This window comes from Sorangiineae bacterium MSr12523, assembly GCA_037157775.1.
Lineage (GTDB): Bacteria > Myxococcota_A > Polyangia > Polyangiales > Polyangiaceae > Pendulispora > Pendulispora brunnea.
Genome location: CP089982.1, coordinates 7,320,788 through 7,345,755 on the forward strand (window position 1 = coordinate 7,320,788; position 24,968 = coordinate 7,345,755).

Consider the following 24,968-nt stretch of genomic DNA (forward strand, 5'->3'; position numbering starts at 1 on the left):
AGGGGCAACTTCCCGGTGGGACGCGTGATATTAAACGCGTAACCTACGCTGGGCGATTTCGCTCGAGCACCCGGAGGGGAAAACATGATTCGTAAAGCAGTCTTCCTGTGGATTGCCGTGGCCGCCGCCATGGCCTTCGCGTGCGGTTCGTCGCAAACGACGACGGAGACCACCCCATCGGCCGCGACGCTATCCGGCGATGCCGGCCCCAAATTCGCATATTGCCCTCCTTCCAATTTTGCCAATTGCACCATCGCATCATGCGAACCGGAGAAGGACGGCTACTTGTGCAAATGCTTTGCCGACAATCGGTATTCGGCCACCGCGTACGATTCGGGATGCAAGCCGCAGGAGGGAGACAAATTGCAATCCCGATATCACCCCGTGGACAGCTACCAAGAATGCACCAATGCCAAGACGCAAACGCCGCAATGGGCCTGGTGCCTCGGCCAGCCCTGCGAGCTGACGCCCAACGGCGTGTTCTGCCACTGCATCCAGCCGCCCTCCGGCGTCTCGGCCTTCCCGTACGTCGTGGTCACCCCAAGGTACAAGGCCAGCGCCTGCGCGCTCGGCCAGACGGGGAAGTACTGGTCCTCGGCCAGCCCGAAAAACGTCTCCCAGATCACCGCCTTTCTGCAGGCTCAGCCGGGGCTGAAAGGCCTGCCCGCACCGGAGATCGTGCTCACCCCCAAGCAGTAACGGTTGAGCCTCCTTGCACCGCGAACGCGGGGTCTTGACCCGCTTCGGCGCGTGCTTATCCAGTTCGTGGATTCACGGTTCTCACCGTGTCCGTCAACGCAAGCCACGGGCTTGAGGAGGCGTGCATGCGTACAAGAGATCCTTGGGACGAATTGGCATCACTCGACGAGCTTCCGGATGACGAGCCGGCAGACCCCTTGGCGATCATGCCGGAGATCAAGCCGTACCTTCGCGAAGAGACGCAGGACGACGACATTGGATTGCGTTCGCTGCTCGAGCAACCGGAAGCTCTCTCCAAGTACATCTGGCGCCGCCACTTGCCGGCGTAGTGCCCATTGTCATTTCCAATCAGAGAGGAGGTTCATCATGTTTACCGGGTTCGGAGATTTCGACAAAACACTCACCACGTTCGACGAGCTGAGGCGCCGCATGGACCGCCTCTGGAGCGAGTTCGATGGCTCGTGGGACGACCCGCGCTGGCCGTCCACGTCCCTCGCGTCCTCCACGTGGCCGCTGGTGAATCTGTACGACGCTGGCGCGAACCTCGTCGTCAAAGCCGACGTACCGGGCGTGAGCGAGAAAGACCTGCAGATCCACATCAGCAACGGCACCCTATCCATCGGCGGGGAACGCAAGTCCGTCGTGCCGGAAGGCTACACGGCGCACCGCCAGGAGCGCGGGGAGGTGAAGTTCCTGCGCAGCTTCAGCGTGCCCTCCAAGGTGGATGCGGAGCGCATCACCGCCACCATCAAAGACGGTGTTCTGACCGTCACGATGCCCAAGGCTCCGGAAGCGCAACCCCGTCAAATCACCGTTCAAGCGCAGTGATCGCCAAAGGAAGGAGGAACACAGTCATGAATACGAGTCAGAATCTCGCGCAGCGCCCACGACACACGACGGACCCCATTCAACAACACGCCACAGTCGCCGCGCGCGTCGACGTTTTCGAGAACAAGGATGAAGTCCTCCTTCTCGCGGAAATGCCCGGCGCCACGGCCGACGGTGTGAATGTGCATCTGGATCAGGGCAAGCTCACCATTTCTGGGCGCCGGCCTCCGCTCGACGCGCCGGGCGTTCTACTCGCGGGCGAATTTCAGCCGCGCGATTACCACCGCACCTTCGCCATTCCGCAGGGCATCGACGGTGCGAAGATCGCAGCCAAGTTCGTCGACGGCGTCCTGCAGATCCACCTGCCCAAGTCGGAAACGCTCAAGCCGCGTCGCATCGAGGTCAAGGCCGGCTGACGGCGGGCGAAAGTACGATCCAGACTACCTCGAGCGGGCCAGCTCGCCGACGTACGCGCGCATCGTTCGCGGCGAGCGCCCCAACAAGGTTCGCAATACGGTGCTGTTTCCGCGCACGCCGTGCTCGTTGTAATAGGCAAAGATGTTCGCCAACGAGCCGAGCTGACGCTCGTCGTAAGGAGGGTTCGCCATCGTCCTCCATTCCTCGAAGCTCGGCTCGGCCGCGGCAATGGGTCGGCCGAGCACCTCGCCCATGATGGCGACGATGTCTTCGCGCGTGAGCTTCTCTTCGCCGCATAGCTCGAAGGTGCCATATGCGAGATGGTCCTCGGTGAGTGCCTTGGCGGCGACCTCGGCGACGTCACGGTAGTCGATGCGCGCGACGTTGGCCGACTTCGCGAAGGGCTCGGCGAACACGCCGTGGGCGAGCACGGCAGGCCATGCGGCCTCGATGTTCTGGTAGAAATTCGTCGGCTGCAAAATCGTGTACTGGAGCCCCGAGCCGAAGAGCGCCTCCTCGACGGGCTGCTTCATGGCGTGGGTGCCCAAGCGGCCGTTGGTCGGATGCATCACGCTCGAAAAGACGAACCTTCGCGCGCCGGCTCGCCTCGCCGTGTCCACCATGCGCAGTCCCAGCTCGGATTCGTCGGGCGCGAAGGCCGGGCCAATGTGAAATACGCCGTGAACCCCGCGGGCCGCCGCTTCGAGGCTGCGCGCGTCGCGCAGATCGCCAAGGGCGACTTCGGCGGCGCCAGCCCTGCGCGCCACGGCGGCATTGGCATCGTTCCGCACCAGCGCACGCACGGTAGCGCCGCGCCGTACGAGCTCCGGGACCAACAACCCCGCAAATCGACCAGCAGCCCCCACGACCAGGACAATCGGATTGGACATCATCGCCTCCTTCGTTCCTTGGTTCCATAGGCTTGGCCGATCTTCGATACAATGAGTCGATTTTGCGATATTGTCTTCCGATCTTCGGAAGAATCATCGTGGACCGAATCGACGACCTGGAAGCCTTCTTGGCGGTGGTGGACAAAGGGAGCCTCACGGCGGCCGCCCGTGCCCAGCGACGCTCGTTGCAATCGATCAGCCGCTCGCTTACGGCCTTGGAGGGACGTCTCGGGGTCGAGCTCGTGCACCGCACGACGCGGCAATCGACACCCACGGAGGAAGGCCTCGCCTTCTATCGCAGGGTCAAACCCGCCCTGGCCGAGATCCACGCAGCAAAACTCGATGCGATCCACCGCCGGAACGAGGTGTCGGGTGTCTTGCGTATCAGCTCCTCGGTGCTCTTCGCGCCCATTTACCTGGTGCCGGCGATTGCAGCCTTCATGGATAGGCACCCGAAAATCGAGGTCGAGCTCGTGCTCTCGGAGAGGTACGTCGACCTGGTGGAAGAGGGCTTCGACCTGGCCATCCGGATCGGCGAGATGCCCGATTCCGATTTGCGGGCGCGGCGCCTCGGCAGCCTTCGCGCGGTCGTCTACGGTGCACCGCGCTACTTCGCCAAGCATGGGAAGCCGAAGCACCCGCGGGATCTCGCGCACCATCAGTGCGTAATACGAACGGTGGATCGCCAGGCCCATCAATGGCGCTTTCGCATCGGTGGGAAAGCGACCACGGTCAAGGTCGATGGGCGCTTTCGGGTCGATGGATCCGCGGCCGCACATGCGGCAGCGGTGCACGGGCTTGGCCTCGGGTTCGGCCCGCTTTGGCAGATCCGCAAATTCGTCGATGAGGGAGCCCTCGAATTGGTGCTCGTCGACTACGAGCTGCCGACCATCCCCATCCATGCCGTGTCGCCGGCGAGCCAAGCGCCGCTGGCCAAAACGCGTCTCTTCACCGAGTTCCTCGCCGCCCAGTTGAAGCGCGAACGTTGGTGAAAGGGCGCTGGCCAGCCACCCGGGCGACAGCACTTCGCATACCATGGCCTCATGAGAGCCATCTACTTCGAGCAGTTCCGTCAGCCGCCGCGCCTCGAGACGCTTGCCGATCCCACGCCGTCGCCGCGCGGCGTGGTCGTCCGGGTGGGGGCCACGGGACTATGCCGAAGCGATTGGCACGGCTGGATGGGGCACGACGCCGATATCGTGCTGCCCCACGTCCCAGGGCACGAGCTGGCTGGCACCATCCAAGCCGTCGGCCGCGACGTGCGACGATGGCGTGTGGGCGATCGCGTGACGGTGCCCTTCGTCGGAGGATGTGGCGATTGCTTCGAATGTCGAACCGGCAATCATCAGGTTTGCGAAAAGCAATTTCAGCCCGGATTCACCGGGTGGGGCTCCTTCGCCGAATACGTCGCCATCGACTACGCGGACACGAACCTCGTCGCCCTACCCGATTGGCTCGACTTCACCACCGCGGCCTCCCTCGGATGCCGTTTCGTCACCTCGTTTCGAGCCATCGTCGACCAAGCGCGCGTTCAGCCCGGCGAATGGGTTGCCATTCACGGCTGCGGCGGCATCGGCCTTTCGGCCATCATGATCGCCGCGGCGATGGGCGCCCACGTCGTGGCCATCGACGTCACCGATGAAAAGCTGGAGTTTGCCCGCAGCATCGGCGCACACGCCACCATCAACGCCCAGACCACCACCGACATCGTTGGCGCGGTCAAAGAGATCACCGGCGGCGGCGCACACGTCTCCATGGACGCCCTCGGGCACCCGGCCACGTGCTTCAACTCCATTGCCAACTTGCGGCGCCGTGGCCGTCACTTGCAAGTCGGCCTCATGGTCGACGACCACGCGCACCCACGCATCCCCATGGACAAAGTCCTTGCCCACGAGCTGCAAATCCTTGGCAGCCACGGCATGCAAGCCTTCCGTTACGAGGCCATGCTGAGCATGATCGAGACCGGAAGGCTCGCCCCGCGAAAGCTCATTGGAAGCGAAATCAGTTTGGACGATGCCGTGGACGCCCTCGTGCAAATGGACCGATTCCAGGGTACGGGCATCACCGTGATCACGCGTCTTTAGTGCAGCCTGGATCACGGCGGCGCGGCGCGGCGGATTTTCTTCTCCATGCGCGCCGCGAATGCGGCTTTCTCGGCGGCGGTCGCCAGCGCGCTGCGATTCATCACCGCAATGGCGAAACGGTATGCCTCCGTCGCTTGTGCGCGTTGCCCCATCCACGCGTACATCTCTCCGAGATCCTCGTACGCCGCCGGCGAGTCCGAATGGACCGCTGCGCGAAGGCGCGCAACGCGAATCGCGGCCGCGTCGTGCTGTTTGCCGAGCAGATTCCAACCGATGCCGTCCAAGGTCCGCTCCGACGCTGCGACATCTTTCGGATCGGCAGAAAGCCGCTTGCGGAACGCTGCAACCGCGTCATCGAACCGGTCTGGGGTTTCCAGCAGGAAAATCGGCGTCGCAGCATCGCTCGTCACGCGCGAAAGGCGTCGCGGCGATTTCTCGTCCCCGAGCTCGACGGAATTGTCCGCCGTCAGCCTGAGGCGGGTGCCGCTCTCACGGCCGACGAAGTGGCCGTCCCCCGTGGGAACGAGCTCCTCGGGATCGTGCATGGGGAATCGACGCTCGAAGCGACCATCGCGAACCGCGAGCTCGAAGGCCAGTGCCCCACCGTCCGTCCAGCGCCCCACGAAGGGCGTCACGCGCGCAATATCGAGCGTTTTCCGCTCGACCGGCGCCTCGTCGTACCCTTCCCATCGGTACTCATGCGCGATGGCGCGGAGCAGTTCGTCGAAGAGCAATTCGCTCCCGTTGGAGTTGGCCATGATGACGGCGCCATACCCCTTGCCCTTGCGGGCGAGCGCGGTGGCCTCGAATCCCAAGTTCGAACCGCCGTGACCAAAGTACTCCGCATCGCCCTTTTTCGAAATGAACGTGCCCAGCGAGACGTCCTGAACGGGCCCCACCTCGGCGACCCTCGTCGTCATGAGGGTCGCGATCTCTTTCGACGCGTGCGATTCACGCCCGCCCAGCGCGCGCTGAATCTCAATGAAGAAACGCGAGAGATCGCCCGCGGTGGTCCACAGTCCGGCCGCCCCCATTTCTGGATACGTATTGCGCTTTCCGGGAATCGGTTTCCCAAACATGTGACCTGCCGATGCGAAGGCGAGACGCTCCGATGGCAGCGGCTGTTCGTAGGTGCTGTGGGTCATCCCCCACGGACCGAGCACACGTTCCGCGGCAATGCGCGGATAGGGCTGCCCGCCCTCGACATCGAGCACCGCCTGCTGAACGATGCTGATCCCTCCGCCCGAGTAACGAAACTTCGAACCCGGCAGAAGGTCGACCACGATGGCGGGTGTATTGGCGGGTCCTTGTCCGTCCAAAACCTGGCGCAACGAGGGCACCCCCTCGTCGGTGGCATATCCGGGAAAACCGTGCACGGTAATACCGGCCGTGTGGCTCAAAAGCCGCCGCAATGTGACGGGTGTCCGCCGCGCGAGTTCGCTTTCAGGGACCTTCCAGCTTTTCAGCGCCGTGTTGATGTCCGCGTCGAGCGAAAGCTTGCCCGCGCGAACCTCCTCCAGCGCCACGGCTGCCGCAACGGATTTGCTGATGGAACCACATTGCATCAAGGTATCTTCCGTCATGCGCGCGCCCGTGGACACGTCCGCCGCCCCATAGGCCTTGGTCCACGCGACGCGATAATCTTCGAACACGGCTACGACCAGACCGGGAACGCGGTACGCCCGCATGCGCTCTTCGATGGACCACGGCACGGTCTCGCCTTGGATGCGGACCGGTGGGAGCAACCCGTGCTCGACCTGCGCGATCTTCTCCGACGGTCGTGAGGACGCGACGCTCGCGGCCGAGATGCCCGAAGGCGCTGCCCTGGGCGGGGCCGTGCACGCTGAAAGGAAAAGGACGAGGAGCAGTGTTGGGGTCGAAATCTTTTCCGTAGCGCGCATATCGATAGCTTCGGCGAACACTACGGCAAAATTTCAGACGTGCCTACATGGGGTGCATCCCCATTGGGTGCAGCATTTGCTTCGGAATGCCGGGCATGCCGTACGCCATCATCGAAGCCCCATCCATTTTAGGGCTGAGGCCCAGCGGTGTGGAGAAGTTGCCCGAGCGATTGCTCTCGCATGGTCTGGCCGAGCGAATCCATGCCCGCAAGGCCTCGCGGCTGGACACGCCGCCGTACCGCACCGAGCGCGATCCTGAAACGAGCGTCCTCAACGCGCGTGCCATTGCCGAATGGTCTCCGCGGCTGGCCGATGCCGTCGGGAAAGTGATGGACGCGGGCGAATTCCCGCTGGTGTTGGGCGGCGATTGCTCCATCGTGCTCGGCTCGACCTTGGCGCTCAAACGGCGTGGCCGCTATGGGCTCTTGTTCATCGATGGCCATGCGGACTTCTATCAGCCCGAGGCAAGTCCCACGGGCGAGGCGGCCGATATGGACTTGGCGCTGGCCACGGGGCATGGGCCAGCGTTGCTGACGGATCTCGAAGGACGCGGGCCGCTGGTGCGCAACGAGGATGCGGTCGTCTTCGGCTTTCGCGATGCCGAGGATCAAAGGCAATACGGCTGTCAGCCCCTGCCCTCTGCTTTGCGTGCCGTCGATCTCGAGGCCGTACGACGGCTGGGCATCGAATCGGCTGCACGCATGGCCATCGAGCACGTCGCACGCCCCGAGCTCGATGGATTCTTCGTTCACGTCGATGCCGATTGCCTGGACGACGCCATCATGCCGGCGGTGGATTACCGCATGCCCGGTGGACTGCAGTGGAACGAGCTGGAGACCGTTCTGTCCATGGCCTTGGCGAGCGGATGGTGCGTCGGGCTGGAAGTGGCCATTTACAATCCGGCCTTGGACGAAGATGGCTCCTCGGGGCGCGGGCTCACCGAGGTGCTGGCCGGCGCGCTGGGGCCTTCGTAGCCTTCGCGGCCTTCTTGGCCCTGGGCGCGTGAATCGTCTCGTGCTTGGCGAGCATCTCGACGAACTGGGCAATGCGCGACGCCCGCGTTTCAGGCTTCTTGGCGGCTTGCACGCGGTACAAAATGGCATATCGATTGGCCGAATCGATGGTCTCGAAAAATTTCGCCGCCCGGGCATTCGCCGCCAAGGCACGCGCGAGATCGTCGGGCACGGACGCATTGCGCGGCGAATCGTAGGCGGCGTCCCATCGGCCGTCGGCCTTGGCGCGTTCCACTTCCGCGAGGCCCGGAGCTTTCATCTTCCCACTCGCGATGAGCGCCTCGGCCTTGTCCCGGTTGATCTTGGACCACGGGCTGCGCGGACGACGCGGTGTAAACCGCTGCAGCCACGAGGTCTCGTCACCCGGCATGGCTTGCCCATCGATCCAGCCCCACGCCAGAGCGCCCTCCACCGCTTGCGGCCGCGTCATGGATTCGATCCCACTGTCCTTTTTCGCCAATCGAACCCAAATACCCGCCGACGAGGCGTGGTGCTTCGCCAGCCAAGCCTCCCATTGTTTGGGGCGCGCGAAGAGAATCGGCCCGTCGTCACTCGCTCGTTCTTTCATTCCAGAAGAGACTCTAGCCCAATCAAAGAGGCTTCTCCGCTCGGATGACGATCGAGGCTCCGCGCCGTAGGCCGAGTGTCACCGAGGCGCCCTCCGGCGTTTCCGTGAGTGTATGATACAGATATCCAAGGGCACCCACCACATCCTGCCCCTCGACGGAGACGATTTCGTCGCCGACGGTAAGCCCGGCCTTCGCGGCCGGACCATGGGGGCGAACGGCGCTGACGATGAATCGGGTTTGTTCGAGGTCGGAGTCGGGAGGCATCTCCTGGGTCATGAAACCGAGATCGCCTCCTCTGCCGAGTCCCTTCGTCCTCCGACGGGGAACGCGGAGCGGAGGTGCTTCGTTGGCCATTCCGCTCTGGAGTGTCAGCGGCACGTGCGCAAAGCCGTACTCGGATGCAGCGTAATCACTGGGAAAGGCAAGCAGCATGACACGGCCGGGGGGACAATGTTGGATCTCGAAGCGGCCATCGGTATCGGTCACATTTTTTCGATTCCCCTCGTCGGGCATGCCCATCGGTCGTCCATTGGTGCCCTTCGCGGACTCCACGAACACGACCATCCCTGCGACCGGCTGGCCGGTGTCGAAGCTCAGGACGCGGCCGCGGAGCGATGCGCCTTCTTCGAGGGTCAGCGCGAGTCCATCGTACTTTTCGCCTTGCGCGAGCGGAACCTGTGCGAGGGCCCGCCCCTCCGAGGCCTCGGCAGAAACCTCGAAATCGCCGGGTGGCAAATCACGAAGTTTGAATTTGCCATCGGTCCGGAAGAAGGACTCCTCCCGCACGAAAGCTTTTTTCTTGTCGACAACCGCCACGGTAAACCGCTCGGGGCTTCTCCCTCGGGCACCGGAGACCGTTCCCGCGATCGATCCCGCGCGGCGAATCGTCAGGGTAACATGGCTTCCTACCTGCACGTGCTCGGTCACCGCCTCGCCGCCGCCCTTTCGATGGGCGCGCACCGTGTACGTGCCGGGGGACAGCTTCTTCACGGTGAACTTGCCGTCGAGATCCGTCAGCGGAGGGCTCTCGCGGTCCCACCCCCACCGCGTCTCGCGCTCCGCGTCGCCAGCGGACTTGCCCGCACTGTCCGATTCGCGCGCAGCCTCGATGAAGGCATCGGTCACCGGTTGTCCGCCGTCATCCACGACACGCCCGCGGATCTCACCGCGCTGGGCCTCCACCACGAGCTTTGCGCGCGTCGAGCTTCGTGCGCGCACGGTCACCACGACGCCCTGCACGTCATCGTCCTTCGTCCCTGGCGCTCGAATCACCGCCCACGAACGGTTCGTGGCCTGCAGACGGTATTCACCCGGGGGCAACCCCTTCAGCACGAAGGTCCCATCGTCCAGGGCCAGTGTATCGCCCCTGCGATCGAAACGATCGCCCTGCGCTTCGACACGTAGCTTCGGGACGGGCACCCCGGTGGCATCCACGACGGTCCCCTCGATGGTCCCGCTGGCCGGAAGCACGATGCGAAGGGCATCGATGTTTCGATGGACCTTGACCTCCACGGGATCCTTCATCGGCGTGGTTCCGTGATCGTCGACCTGCACCCGATACGTCGCCGCCGGGAGGCCCCGCAGGCGAAACGCACCATCCTTCTCGGTTCGCATTTCTCTCCAGGCGACTCGTGCCCGCGGGTCGCGCCCTTCGCCAATCGTCCCCGCCAACACGGTGGCCCCAGCAACGGGCTGGCCCGTGGCATCGACGACTTTGCCTTGGACGGTAAACCCCGTTTGCACCGTCCACGTCACACCCGTTACGTCCTCGGCGGCCACCGTGATCGGCGGATAGGTGTCTTCGAGCGCGGCATCGGGGCATGTGATGGCCACGTCGTAGTGGCCCGGGAGCACGCCTTCGATGCGCACGCGCCCATCTTGGTCCGGCTTCGCGCCGCGTCGCTCGCCCGTCGTGACCTCGACGAGATCCAGGGAGCCTTCGCTGCAGGCCGGAGCCTTGCTGTCGGTGATCCCGATGCGGCCACTCACCGTGAACGCCGGATGCAACTCGATGGTCACCTCGCTCGAGGACTCTCCTACACCGAGAAGAACGCTCTCGGCTGCGATTCCCCAGCGATGTGCGCTCCTTGCCTCCGGCTTGTAGCGCCCGGGCCCGAGCCCCGAAAGGCGAAAATGCCCTTCGGCATCGGTGAGCGCCGTCGCTGGATACGCCGAGACACGCGCCCCCGCAACCGGGGTATCCGTACCGGCCTCCACGACCCGCCCTTCCAGCACCGATTCGGGCGTCAGCCATACTTCGATGAATTGACCCGGGGCCATTCCCTCCGCGGAGCCTTCCGCATACCCCGTTGCCGTGGCGTGCACTTGGATCTCTCCCGGAGCGACCCAGGCCTGCCATTCGCCTTTGATATCCGTCTCGGCGACCGCTTCGTTGCCAATGGTGACCACTGCACCGGTGACGATTCCGCCGGCGATATCATTGACTCGACCGCGCACCTCGACGCCGCCCGGAAGAAGAACGAGATCGACGCCCTCGCGCGTTTCACCGGTTCGCAATTCCAGAGTACGCGCGTCCGTCGTGGGATTTCGCCATCGGGCTGGTTGATAGCGCGGCGCCGTTGCGCTGATTTCGTATCCGGCCACGAGAAGCCCCTCGATGCGATATCGCCCGTCGGCGCCGCTCGTCGCACAACGAGGAATACGTGTTTCGGCCGAAACGAGGCGCTCCGACCGTGCAAACGCGCAAACCGAAGCGCCTTGTATCGGCTTCGAGGCCGGATCGGTGACTTTGCCCGCAAGGGTGGCGCGAGGCAAGGTGGCGTCGCTGCTCGGTTCATCGGGAAGGCCCAGTTGCGAACCCGCAGATGGCTCGACGGCCGCTGCGTCCGCTGCAGCCGCAACCCCGCGGGCCAGACGGTGGCGAAGCGCCAGCCATGCGAATCCTGCGAGGACGAGCGCCAGCAATATCCAGGAAAGCCGTCGGGTCGGCGATGCGCGCATCATGTCGAAGAAAGGACGCATCAATGGCCACTTCGGTGCAGCCCGCGCGCGCGATTTTCGCGCACACGATGGGCTCTTCGGACGATCATGAGCAAAGAACGACGCGCCACGGCGAGGCAATCCGCGTATGGGACGAAATCGTTCGCGGTCGACTTGACCTCGCGGTCGGCGTAAGACAGCTCCATGCTGCGCACGCACCGACGAACTTGAAATACCACGAGGCACTCCTCGCCTTGGCTCGAAGAGCACATGGTCTTACTTGCCCGAATTGGGCATTCAAGGCAATTCGCATATGCTCATGATGGACAGCAACTCCGACGACGTCGAAGAGCGGATCCATCGTTGGATCGAGGCGAATGTTCACTGACTCACAAGGTGTCGTCGTCGTCCGCCGTCTCTTCTTCGTTTTCCGTGGCGACCTTGGCCGCTGCAGCAGCAACGGGACGGCTCTTGACGACGGGAGCTTTGGTCGCGCTGCGCGCTGGAGGCGGCGTCGGAGCGCTGCACGACGCAGACGGCGCGGGTAATTCCACCGGTGGTGGCACAATCACCACGGGCGGGGGCGATGCGGGGCTCGCGGCAACCGGTGCCGGCGTAAAGCGCAAATTCCCCGTGAACACGAGGGTGGCGAGCGCGCCGCCGAGAAGGCCCACGAAAACGGCGGGCCAACGGTTCCATGATGCGACCGCGTTGCGAGGTGCCGGGGCACGCCGCGACGTGGCGACGGCGCGTACGAAGGAATCGGCGAGCTCGCGTGCGGAGGCGAAGCGGTGTTGGATTCGGATCGCAAAGGCCTTGCGGAACCATGCGTCGACAGCCGGCCCGAGCTCCGGCCGCACCTGACTGGGCGGCGTGTACCGCCCGCGCGCCGCAGCAAGGAAGATGGCGCTCATGGTGCCACCGGCGAAGGGCAAGCTGCCGGTCAGCATCTCGTAGGCGACGACGGCGAGCGCCCAGAGATCGCACCGATGGTCGACATCGCCCGCGTCGGTGAATTGCTCCGGGCTCATGAAGCAAGGCGTGCCGCACATCTTGCCTTCCTCTTCGGCTGCGATGTCATCGCGCCCCTGTTGCACCATGGCCACACCGAAGTCGAGCACCTTCACGGTGTGCTCGGGGCCTTCGAGGAAGACGTTCTCCGGCTTGATATCGCGGTGCACGATGCCGCGCTCGTGCGCTGTCTCCAGCACGCTCGCGATGGCGCGAAAAATCGCCACCGCCTCACCGATATCCAGCGGGCCAACTCGGCGGATGTAGCGTTCCAGATCCTCACCTTCGAGCAACTCCATCACCATGTACGGCGGTTCGTCCGAGGGCGTCGGAAATCGGAAATCGAAGATGCGGACCACGTTCGGGTGGCGCAACTGCGCAGCCGCACGCGCCTCGCGCGTAAAGCGCTCCACGGCATTGGGCTCGTCCCGAAAAATGGCCTGGGACATGAACTTCAAGGCCACCGGCAAATCGAGCGCGGTATGGCGCGCAAGCCACACGCTGCCCATGCCGCCCTTTGCAATCGGGCGCTCCAGGCGGAGATTGTCGTTGATCACCGCCCCCGAGAACGGCTCGAAGGAAGATGCGCATGTCGTCATCGTGCATGCCGCTCGAGCAACGGCCGTGCCCATTCATCACCGCATCGTCGCGCGCGCATGAGAGAGTCTCGGGCGGCATGCGGTCCGAACACACCGTCACACGCGAGGCAATCCGCCACATCGCATTCTTACTTGCCTGGCGAAACGCTTGAATGGCATATGCATTGCGAAGTCTCGTACCTGCAGACGGGGTCGGGAGAAAGGTCGCAACGACGATGGCTCACTGGACGGCTGTCTTCTCCATCTTGGCCGTGGTTGCCGCCATCCTCGGATTCGGCGGCGGCGCGGCGGAGGCGGTGGGCGTCGCAAAGGCGCTCTTCTTCGTCTTTCTCGCGCTCGCTCTGCTCTCGGCGCTTTTGGGTCGCCGCAGGCCCATGCTGTAGCCGATCATCCAACCGCCGCGCTCGCCCAGCGGTCTAGAAGGCCCCCGCTGCATCGAGCAGCTTCATCCGTCGCGTACTTCCCGTTAGGGTGGAATGCGATGTCGACCCCGACCGGGAAGAGCAAGCGATGCGCAGCGGCCGCCGCCGTCATGTTCCTAGCGCACGCCGTTGCGCGTCCTGCGGCAGCGCAATCCGAACCGCGCGTCGACCTTTCGGCTGCGCCGGACACGGCCATCATCGCGGGGGCGCTCGCGGGCACCTGGCTGGTGTCGCAAATTCCGGTGGAACGACGGCGGTGGACCAGCGAGCTTCTCCCCTTCGACGGGGCGACGCGAGGAACCTTTTCCAAGACGCACGCGATCATCAGCGATTTCCTCCTCGCGGGCACCATCATGACGCCCATGTTCGCGAATCTGCTGACCCGCGATCCCGACGCGCTTCCGAAGACCATCGTCACGGGGGAGGCCCTTTCCCTGTGCATCTTCCTCAATGCGCTGTCCAAGTACTCGGTGCAACGGCCGAGACCTTATACCTACGCCACCGATCGGGAGATCCTTGGTTTCGCGGCCTCGCGCCGCGGCGAAGCGTACCTCTCTTTCTATTCGAGTCATTCGACCAATGCCTTTGCGGCGGCCGTCAGCGGCGGCCTTCTCTTTGGGTACGGCAATTCGGATACGGAACTGCGCGCCGTCGTCTGGGGAGTCGAAATGGCCCTCGCCAGCGCCACGGCCACGGAGCGCGTTCGTGCCGGTCAACACTTTCCCTCCGACGTCCTCTTGGGCGCCGTCGTGGGAACGGCCATCGGCATCCTCGTCCCCCGCGCCCATATGCGCGATCGCGCCGCCCTCACCGTGCACCCCATCGAATGGGCCGCCATCGGCAGCGGCCTGGTATTCGGAACCACGGTCGCCGCCGTGCTGCCGAGCTTTCATTGGCCAGCCTACGACACGCGCACCCTGACTGTGCGGCTCATGCCGTCATTCTCGACCACGGGCGCCAGCCTCGTGGCCCGCGGGGCGTTCTGAAGCGGATCGAGGCGGAGCCTCCACGAGGGTTTACGTCGATTCCGTAAACTCCGACGGCCGTCTTTTCTCGATGCGCGAATTCGCCCTCGAACCTACGAGAAACGTCTCGGCCCGCGAATAAGAGCGTATGGAAGCGTTCATGGGCGTTGCGCAATGAACCGTAGCGACCTCACAACGGCCGGGGTTTACCCCGTTCACGTAAACGCCAAACCTTTTGCAGTCGCATTGTGCCTGAGGCAAACATCACCATCGGCGCCATCACCGATGAGGGGATCCGAATGAGTGCTGTCGAGAGAAAGACACGTCGACGTGAAGTCGTCGTCACTGCAGACGCTTGGACGCGTTCACTCGGCCACGAGTCGACGCTCGACGACGTCACGCCCATCACCAGGGTACGGGCGTTGCGGCGCAAGAGGCGCCATGCGAAAGCGGAACCTCCGATTCTCGTGGGGGACCTGGTCGCAAGCAAGTATCGCATCGAACGTGTACTCGGATACGGCGATATGGGCTTGGTGGTCGCCGCACGTCACCTGCAGCTTGGCTTTCTGGTCGCCATCAAATTCATGCGTCCCGAAGCCCAAAGCGAATCCCGCGCGGCCCGCTTCTTTCGCGAAGCCCGCGCGGTTGCGCGCCTACGGGGAGAACACACGGCTCGCATAACCGATTATGGCTCCCCCGATGGCGGTGCGCCCTACATCGTGATGGAACACCTCGAGGGGATAGACTTGAAAGCCTTGGTGCAGAGGCGTGGCAAGCTCCCCATCGAGGAAGCCGTGGGGTATCTGATCGATGCGTGCAAGGCGATGGATGAAGCCCATCGAGTGGGGATCGTTCATCGCGATCTCAAGCCCAAGAACCTGTTTCTCACCCACCGCCCCGACGGGACGCCGCTGGTGAAGGTGCTCGACTTCGGCATCTCCAAATTGACCGAAACGGCGGAGGACGAACACGCGTCATCGACCGAAAGCGGCTCCATCCTCGGCTCGCCGGGATTCATGTCGCCCGAGCAAATTCGCGACTCCAAGCAAGTCGACGCACGATCGGACATTTATGGCCTGGGTGCGGTGCTCTATTACCTCCTCGCGAACGATTATCCCTTTTCGGCCATTAGCGTAAGCGATCTACTCGAAAAGATTCTGCACGAGCCGCCGCATTCCCTACGCGATCGCCGTCCGGATGTGCCGGCGGCCATCGAGGCGATCGTATCGCGTTGTTTGCAGAAAGACCCCAGCGATCGCTATCCCAATGTAAAAGAGCTCATGGATGCCCTTCGCGGCGCGCTCGAGCAGAAAGAGCAGCCCTCCACGGTGCTGCGCGACGGCGTGGTAGGGGCGCGGCTTCCCGCCGTCGTGCTCATGGCATCGGTGGCCATGGGGGCACTCTTGGCGCGCTGCGCTCCTTATTCCGCATGCATGTTCCGCGATTTCGCAGTCCGCGCTACATCTTCGGCGCCGTGAGGCGCCATCGCTGCAAAAGGTCGGGCGGGACCTCGAAGGGCGATTGCTTGTCCGGTCGTTTCCACAGAATGAGCTTTTGCGCAAAGTACGATGAGACGACCCTGCGGCGCGCCCGAGCCCCTGGGACGCGATTCAACCAGCGGAAAATCACCTGCTTCTGCGCGGCACGGGCGCGCACCAGGACACGCGTCCAGTTGGCGGGCGGCAAATCGAGGGTTTCGGCGAGGTTGATTCCGAAGACACTCTCGTCGAGGAAGAAGTGCATCAAGCTCGTCCCGTAACCGGGAATCGGAAATAGCCCCTCGCTCACCACCATCAGATCGTGCATGAGCCGCCGCCCCTCCGGCGAGGGGCGGAACTGCCGGCGCCCAATGAGCTCGGCCAATGCTTTCGCCTCGTCGAGGCTCCGCGAGGCGAGGCGCGCGTCGATCCCCAGCACGAGAGCCAGATGATGCCAAGTCTCGAGATATCCCCTTTCCTCCTCCTGCGACAGATGCGCCCCGATCTTGCGGAGCCCGTCCAACACCAGCAACGAGAAGGTCAAAAGGGTACCGGCCAAGTCCTCCTGGTTGATCGGTTCCCCGTACTCGGCTGTCGACCACTCCTTGGAGCGAACATGTTGCCGAATGAGCGCATGCATGATGCGCACCTTGATCGCGGATCGGTATCCGATGCCGCCGTGTGCGAGGCCGCCTGGCGTCATCGCATTGATGAGCATTTGCGCGGTTTCGCAGAGGCGGCGTTGTGTATCGTCCTCCAGACGGCGCGCGCGGTGAATGACCTGCACGCCATTGGCCGCCGCATACGCTGCGGGCAATCCATAGCAGCCCAGGATGAGAAGAACCTCCGGCCCATACAGCTCGAACACGCGCTGCCCGGCCTCCACCAACGCAGCATTCTCCAAGGGCACGATGGGCAGCGCTTCGAGCAATTCCCGAAATCGCGGATCGTCGGCCGGAATGCGGTCCGTCCGAAACAAGGCACCGAGCATCTGCCCCACATCGCCGGGGGCCAGCGCCTGCATCAGCGGATCGAGCACATCGTCCGTCCGCATGCGCAAAACATCGAGTTCTTGGTCGGTCACCATCGTTCAAACCCGTTATTGTCGCGTGTCTTTCGTCGGTTCGTACGCGTCCGGCAAATTCGGAGCTGGCAACGACGGTATCGGCGCCGGCTCCGCATCGGGGGCGACGCGCCGCGCGCGCTCTTGGCGACCCGATTCGCTTTTCTCCGTGTGGCGAGGAGTGCGTCCACGGCGCGCGATCGCCGAGTCGTCCGAGGCCGACGGTGCGGCTCCATCGTTCGAATTGTTCTCTTTCGTTTCGACGCTCGCGACGGGCAAAGGCCCTTTCAACACCACCGTCTGGGCTGCCCAAGTTTCCGGCGACATGCCGGTCACGCGGGGCACCGGCGCCTGTTCGAACGAGACAGTCGAAGTCTTCGATTTGCCCGCGTCGGAGCCCGACCGCAGAATGCCTTCTCCGGTCGCAACGACGAAGGCAATCGTCACTCCGAAAAGAACGGCCAATCGCAGACGCTCCGTTTTCAGCGAGGACCGAACCTCGCTTTGCTGCGATTTGCCGCGCGGCACGACCATGCCGGAGGCGCTCGGCTTCGGCCGTTCTTCCTCGATGTATTGCTGAATGGCCCCCGTCAAATCCGAAGCGATGCCCGCTGGCTCCTGCCTGGTGCTCGCCTCCAGCTCCTCGAGCAGGGCCTCCATCGTAGGGAATCGTTCGCTGCGCTCCTCTCGAAGGGCTCTGCGAACGACCGCCGCAACCCCGCGAGGGACCTGCGCCCACTCGGGGCCGAAGTTCACCATGGCCGCGCCAACTTGGAAAAAAGGTGTATCGGCCCAGGGATACCGACCGGTGATGAACTCGAACGCCATCACCGCCCAAGCAAATTGATCGACTGCAGCGTCAACGGGTCTTCCTCGGCTTCGCTCCGGCGCGATGTACTTGGATCCGACTTTGTCCGTTGCGATTTCGATGTTCTCGAATCGGACGTTTACAATCTTGACGACGTCTTCGAGCGGATTGTCCGTCTGCACATCCGCAATGATCACGTTGTCGGGATTCACTTCGCCGTGAACCACCCCGGCGCGATGCAATGCCGCAAGACCGCGCGCAATGGCACCGAGCCATCGGACCCTTCGAGCCCGATCGATGCAAGGATCATCGATGTACCTTCGCAGGGATTTACCCGAAAGATGTTCGCTTGCGACGAATGGAACGCGAGCACGCTCCCCGACGTCGTAAATCACAGTTACGTTCGGATGGCTCACGCCCGCCACGGCCCGGGCCTTCGCGAGCAATTCGTCGATGGCACCCCGTTCCCGGGTACCGGCAAACACTTCGAGCACCACGTTCCGATCGAGAAGGGAATCCCGCACACGAAACGATCCCGATTTGTCCGACAGCCGATCCTGGAGAATGTAGCGGCCGAAGAGAACGTCGGGGGCGGATTCCAAAGTCGGGGTTGCGTTCGATACGGCGGGCTTCGGCCAATCATGATGGGCGATGATGCGTTCGAGCTCCATCCGCACCGTCGCCGCGCTCTCGGGCCGCTTTTCGGGCTCCGTGGCGAGCAGACGGGCGACCAGATCGTCCATCGAAGGCGGAACGTCGGTCCGAAATTCGGATGCTCGCGGCGAATCGAGAAGCACCATTCGCGCAAACGCGTTGAACTCGGGTGTTTCCTCGAATGCTTCCACCCCGGTCAAACACCGAAAGAGCAGGCAGCCCAGGGAAAAGAGGTCCGCACGGCCGTCGAGAATGCGAGCACCACGTGCCTGTTCCGGTGCCATGTAGCCGGGCGTCCCCAGAACGGTTCGCGCCGACAGCGTATCCACCATGACATCTTCTCGATCCACGCGACCCGACTTGCGCGATTGCGCCAAGCCAAAATCGACGAGCTTGGCCTCGTGCCAATTGCCGGATGGCAATAAAACATTGAGCGGCTTTATGTCACAATGAATGATCCCAATCGCGTGCATCGCTTCGAGCGCGCTCGCAAGGTGGCAACCAAGGGCCGCGGTGTCGCGAATCGAGAGCGGGCCTTCGCGCAGTCGCGCATGCAGCGTTTCACCCGCAATCCACTCCATGGCCAAATAGGCGTCCCCCTCCGCATCGACGCCGTGTGCAACGTATTGAACGACGCCAGGGTGTCGAAGATCTTCGAGCGCGCTGACCTCCGCGTTGAAGCGATGCAGCGTCGCCGGATCCGTACGGTGAAGAATCTTGAGCGCCACGGATTCTTCGCGAACGTGGTCGAACGCCCGGTACACGACCCCCATGCCGCCAACGCCGGCCTCCGCCTCGATGGCGAATCGGCCGGCAAATAGCTCCTTTTCCAATCGAAGGGCCTGCGCGAGGTCGCCAGGGACACGCATCAGGGACCGTCCCCCAGCACGATACGGGCTTCGGCGTTCAGCTCTTCCTCGCTTGCCGTACATTCGCGAAGGGCCATGAGAATGGCTGCGCGAAAGTGACGGCGTGCGTACACCAGCCGATTGTTCACGTCGTTGACCGAAATCCCCAGTTGGGCGGCAATGGCCTCGTACGATGGCCGGTCCTGTTCCTCGGCAAGATGAAACAACTCGAAAGCTTGGAAGTGGACGAGCTTACCTTTGCGTTCACACTCCTCACGCAGGCACTCCACGGCACTCTGAAGAAGACTCTTCACCCACTCGGCCTCGAACAACTCTTCGGCATTGTAGACCGTCGCATCGTCGCGCTGAATACCAATTTCGAGCTCGGCTGCCTCGAAATCGAACGGTACGAAGGCAATGCCGCCACCGCGCTTTTTGGCATGCCGATGCCGCTGGTAGCTCGCCACGAAACGATCGACACAGACACGGACGAAGGTACGAAAACGCGCGCGCTGCGGATCGAAGCTCGAAAAGATATTCTTCGCCGTGGCGAGCAAGAAGAATTCCTGTGTAAATTCCTCGGCCTCGAGCGCCGTTTTTCGCCAGCGGAGCCGAATGTACTTGTAGACGGGCTTCCAATACCTCCGTGCCAGAACCTTTAGCGACCGCTCGCGCTCGGCGGGATTGTCATCGCGCACGCCGAGGACCGCCGAAGGCGGAGTGTGGGGAAAGCTCTCTCCGTCCTCCGCGCGCCCCATCGTTGCCTCGCGAATTGGACGAACCGCGCCATTTGACACTTCTCGTCCACCGGATGTCACTTTGAACCTCCCGAGCCAGAAATTACAATATGACACACATTCGCTCCCATGGGCGCTCGACACGGTGAGCAATTTTTCGAGGGCAACCTACGAGCGCAGCCGGCGGCGGGCGAATAAGAGGGTATGAGTTGCTGGGATCGCACGACGTGCACGTTCGCGTAAGCAGGGGGGCGCGAGCACCACATCGTCATTGACGCTAACACCGGCGCGCGTAGCCCGCAATGCTGAGGCGCCGGCGCAAAGCAATCCACGAACCGCGCACAACGAACTTTTGCCGTTTGCGCAACACTCGAGTTTACGTCGTAGACGTAAGCCGAGTCGTTTCGTGAGTGGCCGATCGTGCTCGAGAAACATCATGGGTCCGCCTTGGACCACTTACGGCGTGGCCTTCGTCTCGAATGCCCCTGGGACGAGGTGCGCCATCCGTCGAAGAGGAATGGAATGAGTGCTGTCGAAAAGAAGCAAAACCCACCTGATACCTGGAGGCGTCCGCGCGGCAACGGGGCGACGCTCGATGAGCCGACCCACACCGGCGTGAGAACGTCCTCGCGAAAGATTGCCGACGAAGAAGGCAAGTCGCCCGTTCGACCGGGGGAAGTGATTGCGGCGAAGTACCGCGTCGAGCGCATCATTGGCTCGGGCGACATGGGCGTCGTGGTCGCCGCAAGGCACGTGCAGCTTGGCTTTTTGGTCGCGATCAAGTTCATGCATCCGGAAGCCGTGAACTCGCCACACGCGGCAAAACGATTCTTTCGCGAAGCGCGCGCAGTGGCGCGCTTGCGGGGGGAATACGCCACTCGCGTGAGGGACTTTGGCACCCTCGCAAGCGGTCCGCCTTACATCGTCATGGACCTTCTGGAGGGCAGCGATCTCGAAAGCCTGCTCCAAAAGCGCGGTGCACTCCCAGTCTCCGAGGCCGTGGCGTATGTGCTCGATGCGTGCGCCGCGATGGACGAAGCCCACCAAGCAGGTATCGTTCATCGCGATCTCAAGCCCAAAAACCTGTTTCTCACGCGTCGGCCGGACGGGACGCCGTTGGTGAAGGTCCTCGACTTCGGTATTTCGAAGTTGGCCGCGACGGAAGAGGATCGGGCCGGATCCCCCACGCGAACGGGATCCATCCTCGGCTCGCCCGGATTCATGTCACCCGAGCAGATTCGAGACTCGAAGCGCGTCGATGCTCGCGCCGATATTTATGGCCTGGGCGCGGTGCTCTATTACCTACTTGCAAATGATTACCCCTTTGCGGCGGTGGGTGTAAGTGAACTCTTCGGGAAGATCCTCTACGACCCGCCACGGTCCCTCCGCGACCGGCGGCCCGACGTACCCGTGGCTCTGGAGGCGGTCGTCGGGCGTTGTTTGCAGAAAAAGGCCACCGATCGATATTCCAACGTGAAAGAACTCATGGCCGCGCTCCGTGAGGCGATGGACCGAAGCTCGGACTCCCTCGAGCAGACGGTGGTCGACGCTCCGTTCGTACGTGCCTACGTGGCTCCAGGGGCGGCCACGGTGGCGATCCAGCCACGATTGCACGCGCGCGCTCGGCTCGGCGCACTCGTGATTGCCGGCGCAATCACATCGGTTCTCTTGGGAGCACTACTGGCTCGTTGCGTCGAGCCTTCCATCCAGCCAAGTCCACCAACGCCCCATCACACGACGACGAGATGAATGCATGAATACGCGAGGAACTCTTTTGAACGGATCCGTATCGCTGCTCGCGGCCAACTACGATGATTTGCGGTGCCGCCTACGAATTGCCAATGTCGACGAGGCCGCGCTCACGGTGACGTCGTTCGAAGGGCGAGAAGGGCTTTCATCTCTCTTCTCCTATACGATTGCCGTCGTCAGCGAGCCGGAAGACGTGCAAGATCTCGAGGTAGCCCTGGGGAGCGATGCCTCGTTCACGGTAGCGCGCGGGGGGAACGTCGAGCTGGTCGTTCATGGCATGATCACCGAGGTGGTGCCCGATGGGGCGTATGTCGGTGAGGGGCGCGCCTCGACATCGCTCGTCCTCGAGCCACGCCTGGCCAACTTGCGGTATTCGGGCGGTTATCAGATCTTTCAACGAAAGACCGTCGAGGAGATCATTCGCGAACTCGTTCGCACCGAGCGAATCCAGACGGCTTGGCATGTCTACCCTCCCCTCGCCACGCACGAATACACCGTACAGGCCGACGAGACGGATCTCGATTTTCTCGCTCGGCTCGCCGCGCACGAAGGGCTTCATTATTATTTCGACCATACGCCGGACGACAGCATTCTCGTCTTCACGAATCGCCGCGATGGCTTCGCCGATCTCCCCAACGACGCCGACCTCGACTTCCGCCATGAAAGCGGTGCCGTTTCCGGAGAGCACGTCTGCAGCATCCAGCGCGCGCAACGCGTCCGCACCGGAGCCATCGAGCAGCGTGATTACGACTTTCGCAATCCCTCCGCGCGCCTCCAAGGGCGCGCCGAACTCGATGGGCATACTCGTCGCGAGCGCCGCACCTACGCCGCCGGATTTCGCGATATGCACGACCTCGCGGAAAGGCGGGCACAAATACGCCTCGGACAAGAGCGCGCCGATGCGTTCACGCTCACCGGGGCGGCGTCCACGTTGCGCTTCTTTCCTGGAAAGACGTTTACCCTTCATGGCCACCGCGATGGCGCCTTCAATCGCAAACTCCTGATTACGGAGGTCTCGGTCGCCGGCAAGGTTCACGGCGCTCTTTCCTTGCCCGGCAACGGCGCCGAGGTCGCGGGCCGCACCAGCGAAGAGCTCACGCGATTCAGCGCCGTCCCGGCGGAGATGACCATCCACCCGCCCCATTTGCCGAAGCCGAACTCGCACCTCGAGAGCGCGCGCGTGGTGGGTCCCCAGGTGGGCGACCCCTACGTCGACGAATACGGCCGCATCAAAGTGCAATTCCATTGGGATCGCGATGGAAAACACGACGAGAACAGCTCCTGCTGGATCCGCATGATGACCCCCGTCGCCAACTTCGACGAAGGCTTCTGGCAAGCGCACAAAGTCGGTTCCGAGGTCCTCGTCGACTTCATCGACGGCGACATCGACCGCCCCGTCGTCATCGGCGCCGTCTACAACGCCATCGACGCCCAGCCGTACAAAATGCCCGTCGACGTCGCCAATAGCACCTGGAAGACGAAGAGCGTTCCCGGCGGCGGCGGCCACAACGAGATTACGCAGGACAACCACGCCGGCGCGGAGAAGATTTATATCCATGCGCAGCGCAACATGGATGTCACGGTTCAGAATGCGCATACGGAGAACATCGGCGGAAATAAAACCTGCGTGATCGGCAAAGACCGGTCAATCACGATTCACGGATCGCGAACGGCGACGATAGATGGCAACGACACCACGAATGTCGGCGGAAGCCAGACGGCAAGCGCAAAGGGGAATCAAACGCTGTCGGCGCTTCGCGAGCAATCACTCTCCTCCGGACTTGACCAAAGGATATCATCCAACAAGGATCAGCATCTGTCCGCAAGTATGGATCAAATCATCTCCTGCGGTCGAAACCAGACAATTTCTTCGCAGGGAGACCAGACCATCACGGCGATATACAATCAAACCATCGACGTGACCGGCGATCGGGAACTCACGGTACGAAGCAACGACAAAGCGACCATCTTCGGCACACACACGTTCCGATGCAATGACCAGGTAACCGTGAACGCCAAGCACATCGATGTCACGGTCACTAAGGGATTCACCGTCTGGTGCGGCAAGAAGGCTTACATTGCATTTTCGGAAAAAGGACTAGAAGTCAAAGTCGATGGACCAATCAAATTTACCAATAGAGAAGGCGCTCATTTGAACCTTCTACGGGACGCAGCAAGACTCGATTCCGAGAACGTATCGATTCATTCAACGAAAGGCACAGTCGACATTACGACCGGCGGCGGCTGCGTGAACATCAAAGCGCCGACCAACTTGAACACATAATTCGGCATTCATGAATTTCGTCAACAACACGCCTTGGCAAGCACGATTCCATTTCGGGAGTGCAGGCCAGGAAGTCAATGTGGCGTCGGTGGTGGCGCGCGCAACGTTCCAGCTCGTGAGCCCGACGATGCTGGTGCCGGCAAACGATCCATGGCCAGTCTTCGCTGCTCCGATACATACGATATTCGGCACCTTTCCCGCAGACAGTTCACCGAATCGAGTTGGATGCGACTTGATCGCCCTGGGCACGGCCACGTCTAGAACCCCCGTTACATGGCTCAACGCCCGAGTCCGCGCAGGGAACTTCGCAAGCGAGATTCTGGTCGTCGGGGATCGCGTATGGACAAAAAGGGGAGGTACACTTGCCGCGAGCGCGCCACGTGCTTTCACGGAGATGCCCATCAATTGGTCGCGAGCTCTCGGGGGAACTCTCCTTCAGGACGGGCAATCCGTACCCGATCCGCTCAATCCCGAAGGCCGCGGCGCTTACTTGACAGAAATGGACGCGGTCGACAATCCGCTTCCGAATCTCATGGACCCCTGCCAGCCTATTTCGTCTTGGGATGACCGGCTCTTGCCGGTCGCGTGGGGCCCAATCAGCAATGCTCCCGCTTGGCAAATGGCGGCATGGCTCATGGAACGAAATCGACTACGGCGGCCATCGCCTACGGAGGCAGAGTGCTTTCAACGCGCGGCAGAGTGCTTCATGTGCGCCGCTCCGCCACGGAATCTGATGCAAAGACTCGAAATCGACGACCCCGTGAGTATCGAGTTCGGAGATACTGTCGCATCGTTTCGAGTGCCGCGTCTGGCCCTCGCGTTGGACGCAGAGATTGGGACCGAACGGGTCACCTACCCCTTGACCTTCAGCGGCCTATGGATCTTGCTGGACGCCAAACTGGTCATTTTTACATTACAAACTGTATTTCGATACGCGCTGCGGCCCTATGATGTGCGAACCGCAATCCTGCGTGAAACAAGCCCCGCCATCAACGGCGGATGAGGAACC

21 protein-coding genes are annotated in these 24,968 nt (G+C 62.8%); 13 read left to right on the forward strand and 8 right to left on the reverse strand.

All coding sequences use genetic code 11. The annotated features are described in order from the left end of the window. Window positions 1–84: 84 nt before the first annotated feature. From LZC95_28585 to LZC95_28600, 4 genes are all read left to right on the forward strand, one after another. Entirely contained in the window at window positions 85–699 is a 615-nt protein-coding gene (locus LZC95_28585) for a hypothetical protein (protein WXA90408.1), read from the forward strand. A gap of 125 nt (window positions 700–824) precedes the next feature. Continuing rightward, on the forward strand, window positions 825–1,028 hold the full coding sequence (locus tag LZC95_28590; protein WXA90409.1) for a hypothetical protein: 204 nt from the start codon (window positions 825–827) through the stop codon (window positions 1,026–1,028). Window positions 1,029–1,065: 37 nt separating this feature from the next. After that, a complete protein-coding gene (locus LZC95_28595) occupies window positions 1,066–1,527 on the forward strand; it encodes an Hsp20/alpha crystallin family protein (GenBank protein WXA90410.1) in 462 nt (153 codons plus the stop codon). Window positions 1,528–1,553: 26 nt separating this feature from the next. Next, window positions 1,554–1,943, forward strand: coding sequence for an Hsp20/alpha crystallin family protein (locus LZC95_28600; protein WXA90411.1), 390 nt, complete (start codon window positions 1,554–1,556; stop codon window positions 1,941–1,943). A 24-nt stretch (window positions 1,944–1,967) separates the two neighbouring features. Here the strand turns inward: LZC95_28600 and LZC95_28605 are convergent, their stop codons facing one another. Continuing rightward, a complete protein-coding gene (locus LZC95_28605) occupies window positions 1,968–2,837 on the reverse strand; it encodes an NmrA family NAD(P)-binding protein (protein ID WXA90412.1) in 870 nt (289 codons plus the stop codon). A gap of 95 nt (window positions 2,838–2,932) precedes the next feature. On the opposite strand from LZC95_28605, the gene LZC95_28610 reads away from it, so the two are divergent. Together LZC95_28610 and LZC95_28615 are read left to right on the forward strand one after the other, a co-directional pair. Further along, entirely contained in the window at window positions 2,933–3,826 is an 894-nt protein-coding gene (locus tag LZC95_28610; GenBank protein WXA90413.1) for a LysR family transcriptional regulator, read from the forward strand. Window positions 3,827–3,877: 51 nt separating this feature from the next. Continuing rightward, window positions 3,878–4,918 (forward strand): zinc-dependent alcohol dehydrogenase family protein, encoded by a 1,041-nt coding sequence (locus LZC95_28615; protein WXA90414.1) that lies wholly within the window; start codon window positions 3,878–3,880, stop codon window positions 4,916–4,918. Between the two features lie 11 nt (window positions 4,919–4,929). Here LZC95_28615 and LZC95_28620 read toward each other — a convergent pair whose 3' ends face one another. Next, window positions 4,930–6,819, reverse strand: coding sequence for a beta-lactamase family protein (locus LZC95_28620; protein ID WXA90415.1), 1,890 nt, complete (start codon window positions 6,817–6,819; stop codon window positions 4,930–4,932). Window positions 6,820–6,914: 95 nt separating this feature from the next. On the opposite strand from LZC95_28620, the gene LZC95_28625 reads away from it, so the two are divergent. Then, window positions 6,915–7,793 (forward strand): arginase family protein, encoded by an 879-nt coding sequence (locus LZC95_28625; GenBank protein ID WXA90416.1) that lies wholly within the window; start codon window positions 6,915–6,917, stop codon window positions 7,791–7,793. Here LZC95_28625 and LZC95_28630 read toward each other — a convergent pair. The 3 genes from LZC95_28630 to LZC95_28640 all read right to left on the reverse strand — a co-directional run bounded on the left by LZC95_28630 (window position 7,756) and on the right by LZC95_28640 (window position 12,951). Further along, window positions 7,756–8,400 carry a YdeI/OmpD-associated family protein gene (locus LZC95_28630; GenBank protein WXA90417.1) on the reverse strand — a complete coding sequence of 215 codons (645 nt, stop codon included), beginning with the start codon at window positions 8,398–8,400 and terminating at the stop codon, window positions 7,756–7,758. The genes LZC95_28625 and LZC95_28630 overlap by 38 nt on opposite strands. 22 nt (window positions 8,401–8,422) lie before the next feature. Then, a complete protein-coding gene (locus tag LZC95_28635; GenBank protein ID WXA90418.1) occupies window positions 8,423–11,383 on the reverse strand; it encodes a carboxypeptidase regulatory-like domain-containing protein in 2,961 nt (986 codons plus the stop codon). Window positions 11,384–11,730: 347 nt separating this feature from the next. Continuing rightward, on the reverse strand, window positions 11,731–12,951 hold the full coding sequence (locus LZC95_28640; GenBank protein WXA90419.1) for a serine/threonine protein kinase: 1,221 nt from the start codon (window positions 12,949–12,951) through the stop codon (window positions 11,731–11,733). 215 nt (window positions 12,952–13,166) lie between these two features. On the opposite strand from LZC95_28640, the gene LZC95_28645 reads away from it, so the two are divergent. The 3 genes from LZC95_28645 (at window position 13,167) to LZC95_28655 (ending at window position 15,816) form a co-directional block, all read left to right on the forward strand. Continuing rightward, window positions 13,167–13,334, forward strand: a complete 168-nt coding sequence (locus tag LZC95_28645) for a DUF1328 domain-containing protein (GenBank protein WXA90420.1) — start codon at window positions 13,167–13,169, stop codon at window positions 13,332–13,334. Between the two features lie 98 nt (window positions 13,335–13,432). Next, on the forward strand, window positions 13,433–14,359 hold the full coding sequence (locus tag LZC95_28650; GenBank protein WXA90421.1) for a phosphatase PAP2 family protein: 927 nt from the start codon (window positions 13,433–13,435) through the stop codon (window positions 14,357–14,359). A gap of 278 nt (window positions 14,360–14,637) precedes the next feature. Continuing rightward, complete coding sequence (locus tag LZC95_28655; GenBank protein ID WXA90422.1) at window positions 14,638–15,816, forward strand: serine/threonine protein kinase; 1,179 nt, start codon at window positions 14,638–14,640, stop codon at window positions 15,814–15,816. Here the strand turns inward: LZC95_28655 and LZC95_28660 are convergent. From LZC95_28660 to LZC95_28670, 3 genes are read right to left on the reverse strand one after another with little or no spacing between them, the layout of a single operon-like run. Continuing rightward, window positions 15,797–16,903, reverse strand: a complete 1,107-nt coding sequence (locus LZC95_28660) for a DUF2236 domain-containing protein (GenBank protein ID WXA90423.1) — start codon at window positions 16,901–16,903, stop codon at window positions 15,797–15,799. The genes LZC95_28655 and LZC95_28660 overlap by 20 nt on opposite strands. 12 nt (window positions 16,904–16,915) lie before the next feature. Then, window positions 16,916–19,210: a serine/threonine protein kinase gene (locus LZC95_28665; protein ID WXA90424.1), complete on the reverse strand. Its 2,295-nt coding sequence runs from the start codon at window positions 19,208–19,210 to the stop codon at window positions 16,916–16,918. Continuing rightward, window positions 19,210–19,947: a sigma-70 family RNA polymerase sigma factor gene (locus LZC95_28670; protein WXA90425.1), complete on the reverse strand. Its 738-nt coding sequence runs from the start codon at window positions 19,945–19,947 to the stop codon at window positions 19,210–19,212. Before LZC95_28670 ends, LZC95_28665 begins: the two co-directional genes overlap by 1 nt. 501 nt (window positions 19,948–20,448) lie before the next feature. On the opposite strand from LZC95_28670, the gene LZC95_28675 reads away from it, so the two are divergent. Genes LZC95_28675 through LZC95_28685 form a run of 3 tightly spaced genes read left to right on the forward strand, consistent with a single transcriptional unit; the run spans window position 20,449 to window position 24,962 of the window. After that, on the forward strand, window positions 20,449–21,675 hold the full coding sequence (locus LZC95_28675; protein ID WXA90426.1) for a serine/threonine protein kinase: 1,227 nt from the start codon (window positions 20,449–20,451) through the stop codon (window positions 21,673–21,675). Between the two features lie 4 nt (window positions 21,676–21,679). Beyond that, window positions 21,680–23,959: a type VI secretion system tip protein VgrG gene (vgrG, locus tag LZC95_28680; protein ID WXA90427.1), complete on the forward strand. Its 2,280-nt coding sequence runs from the start codon at window positions 21,680–21,682 to the stop codon at window positions 23,957–23,959. Between the two features lie 10 nt (window positions 23,960–23,969). Then, entirely contained in the window at window positions 23,970–24,962 is a 993-nt protein-coding gene (locus tag LZC95_28685) for a DUF2169 domain-containing protein (protein WXA90428.1), read from the forward strand. Window positions 24,963–24,968: the final 6 nt, after the last annotated feature.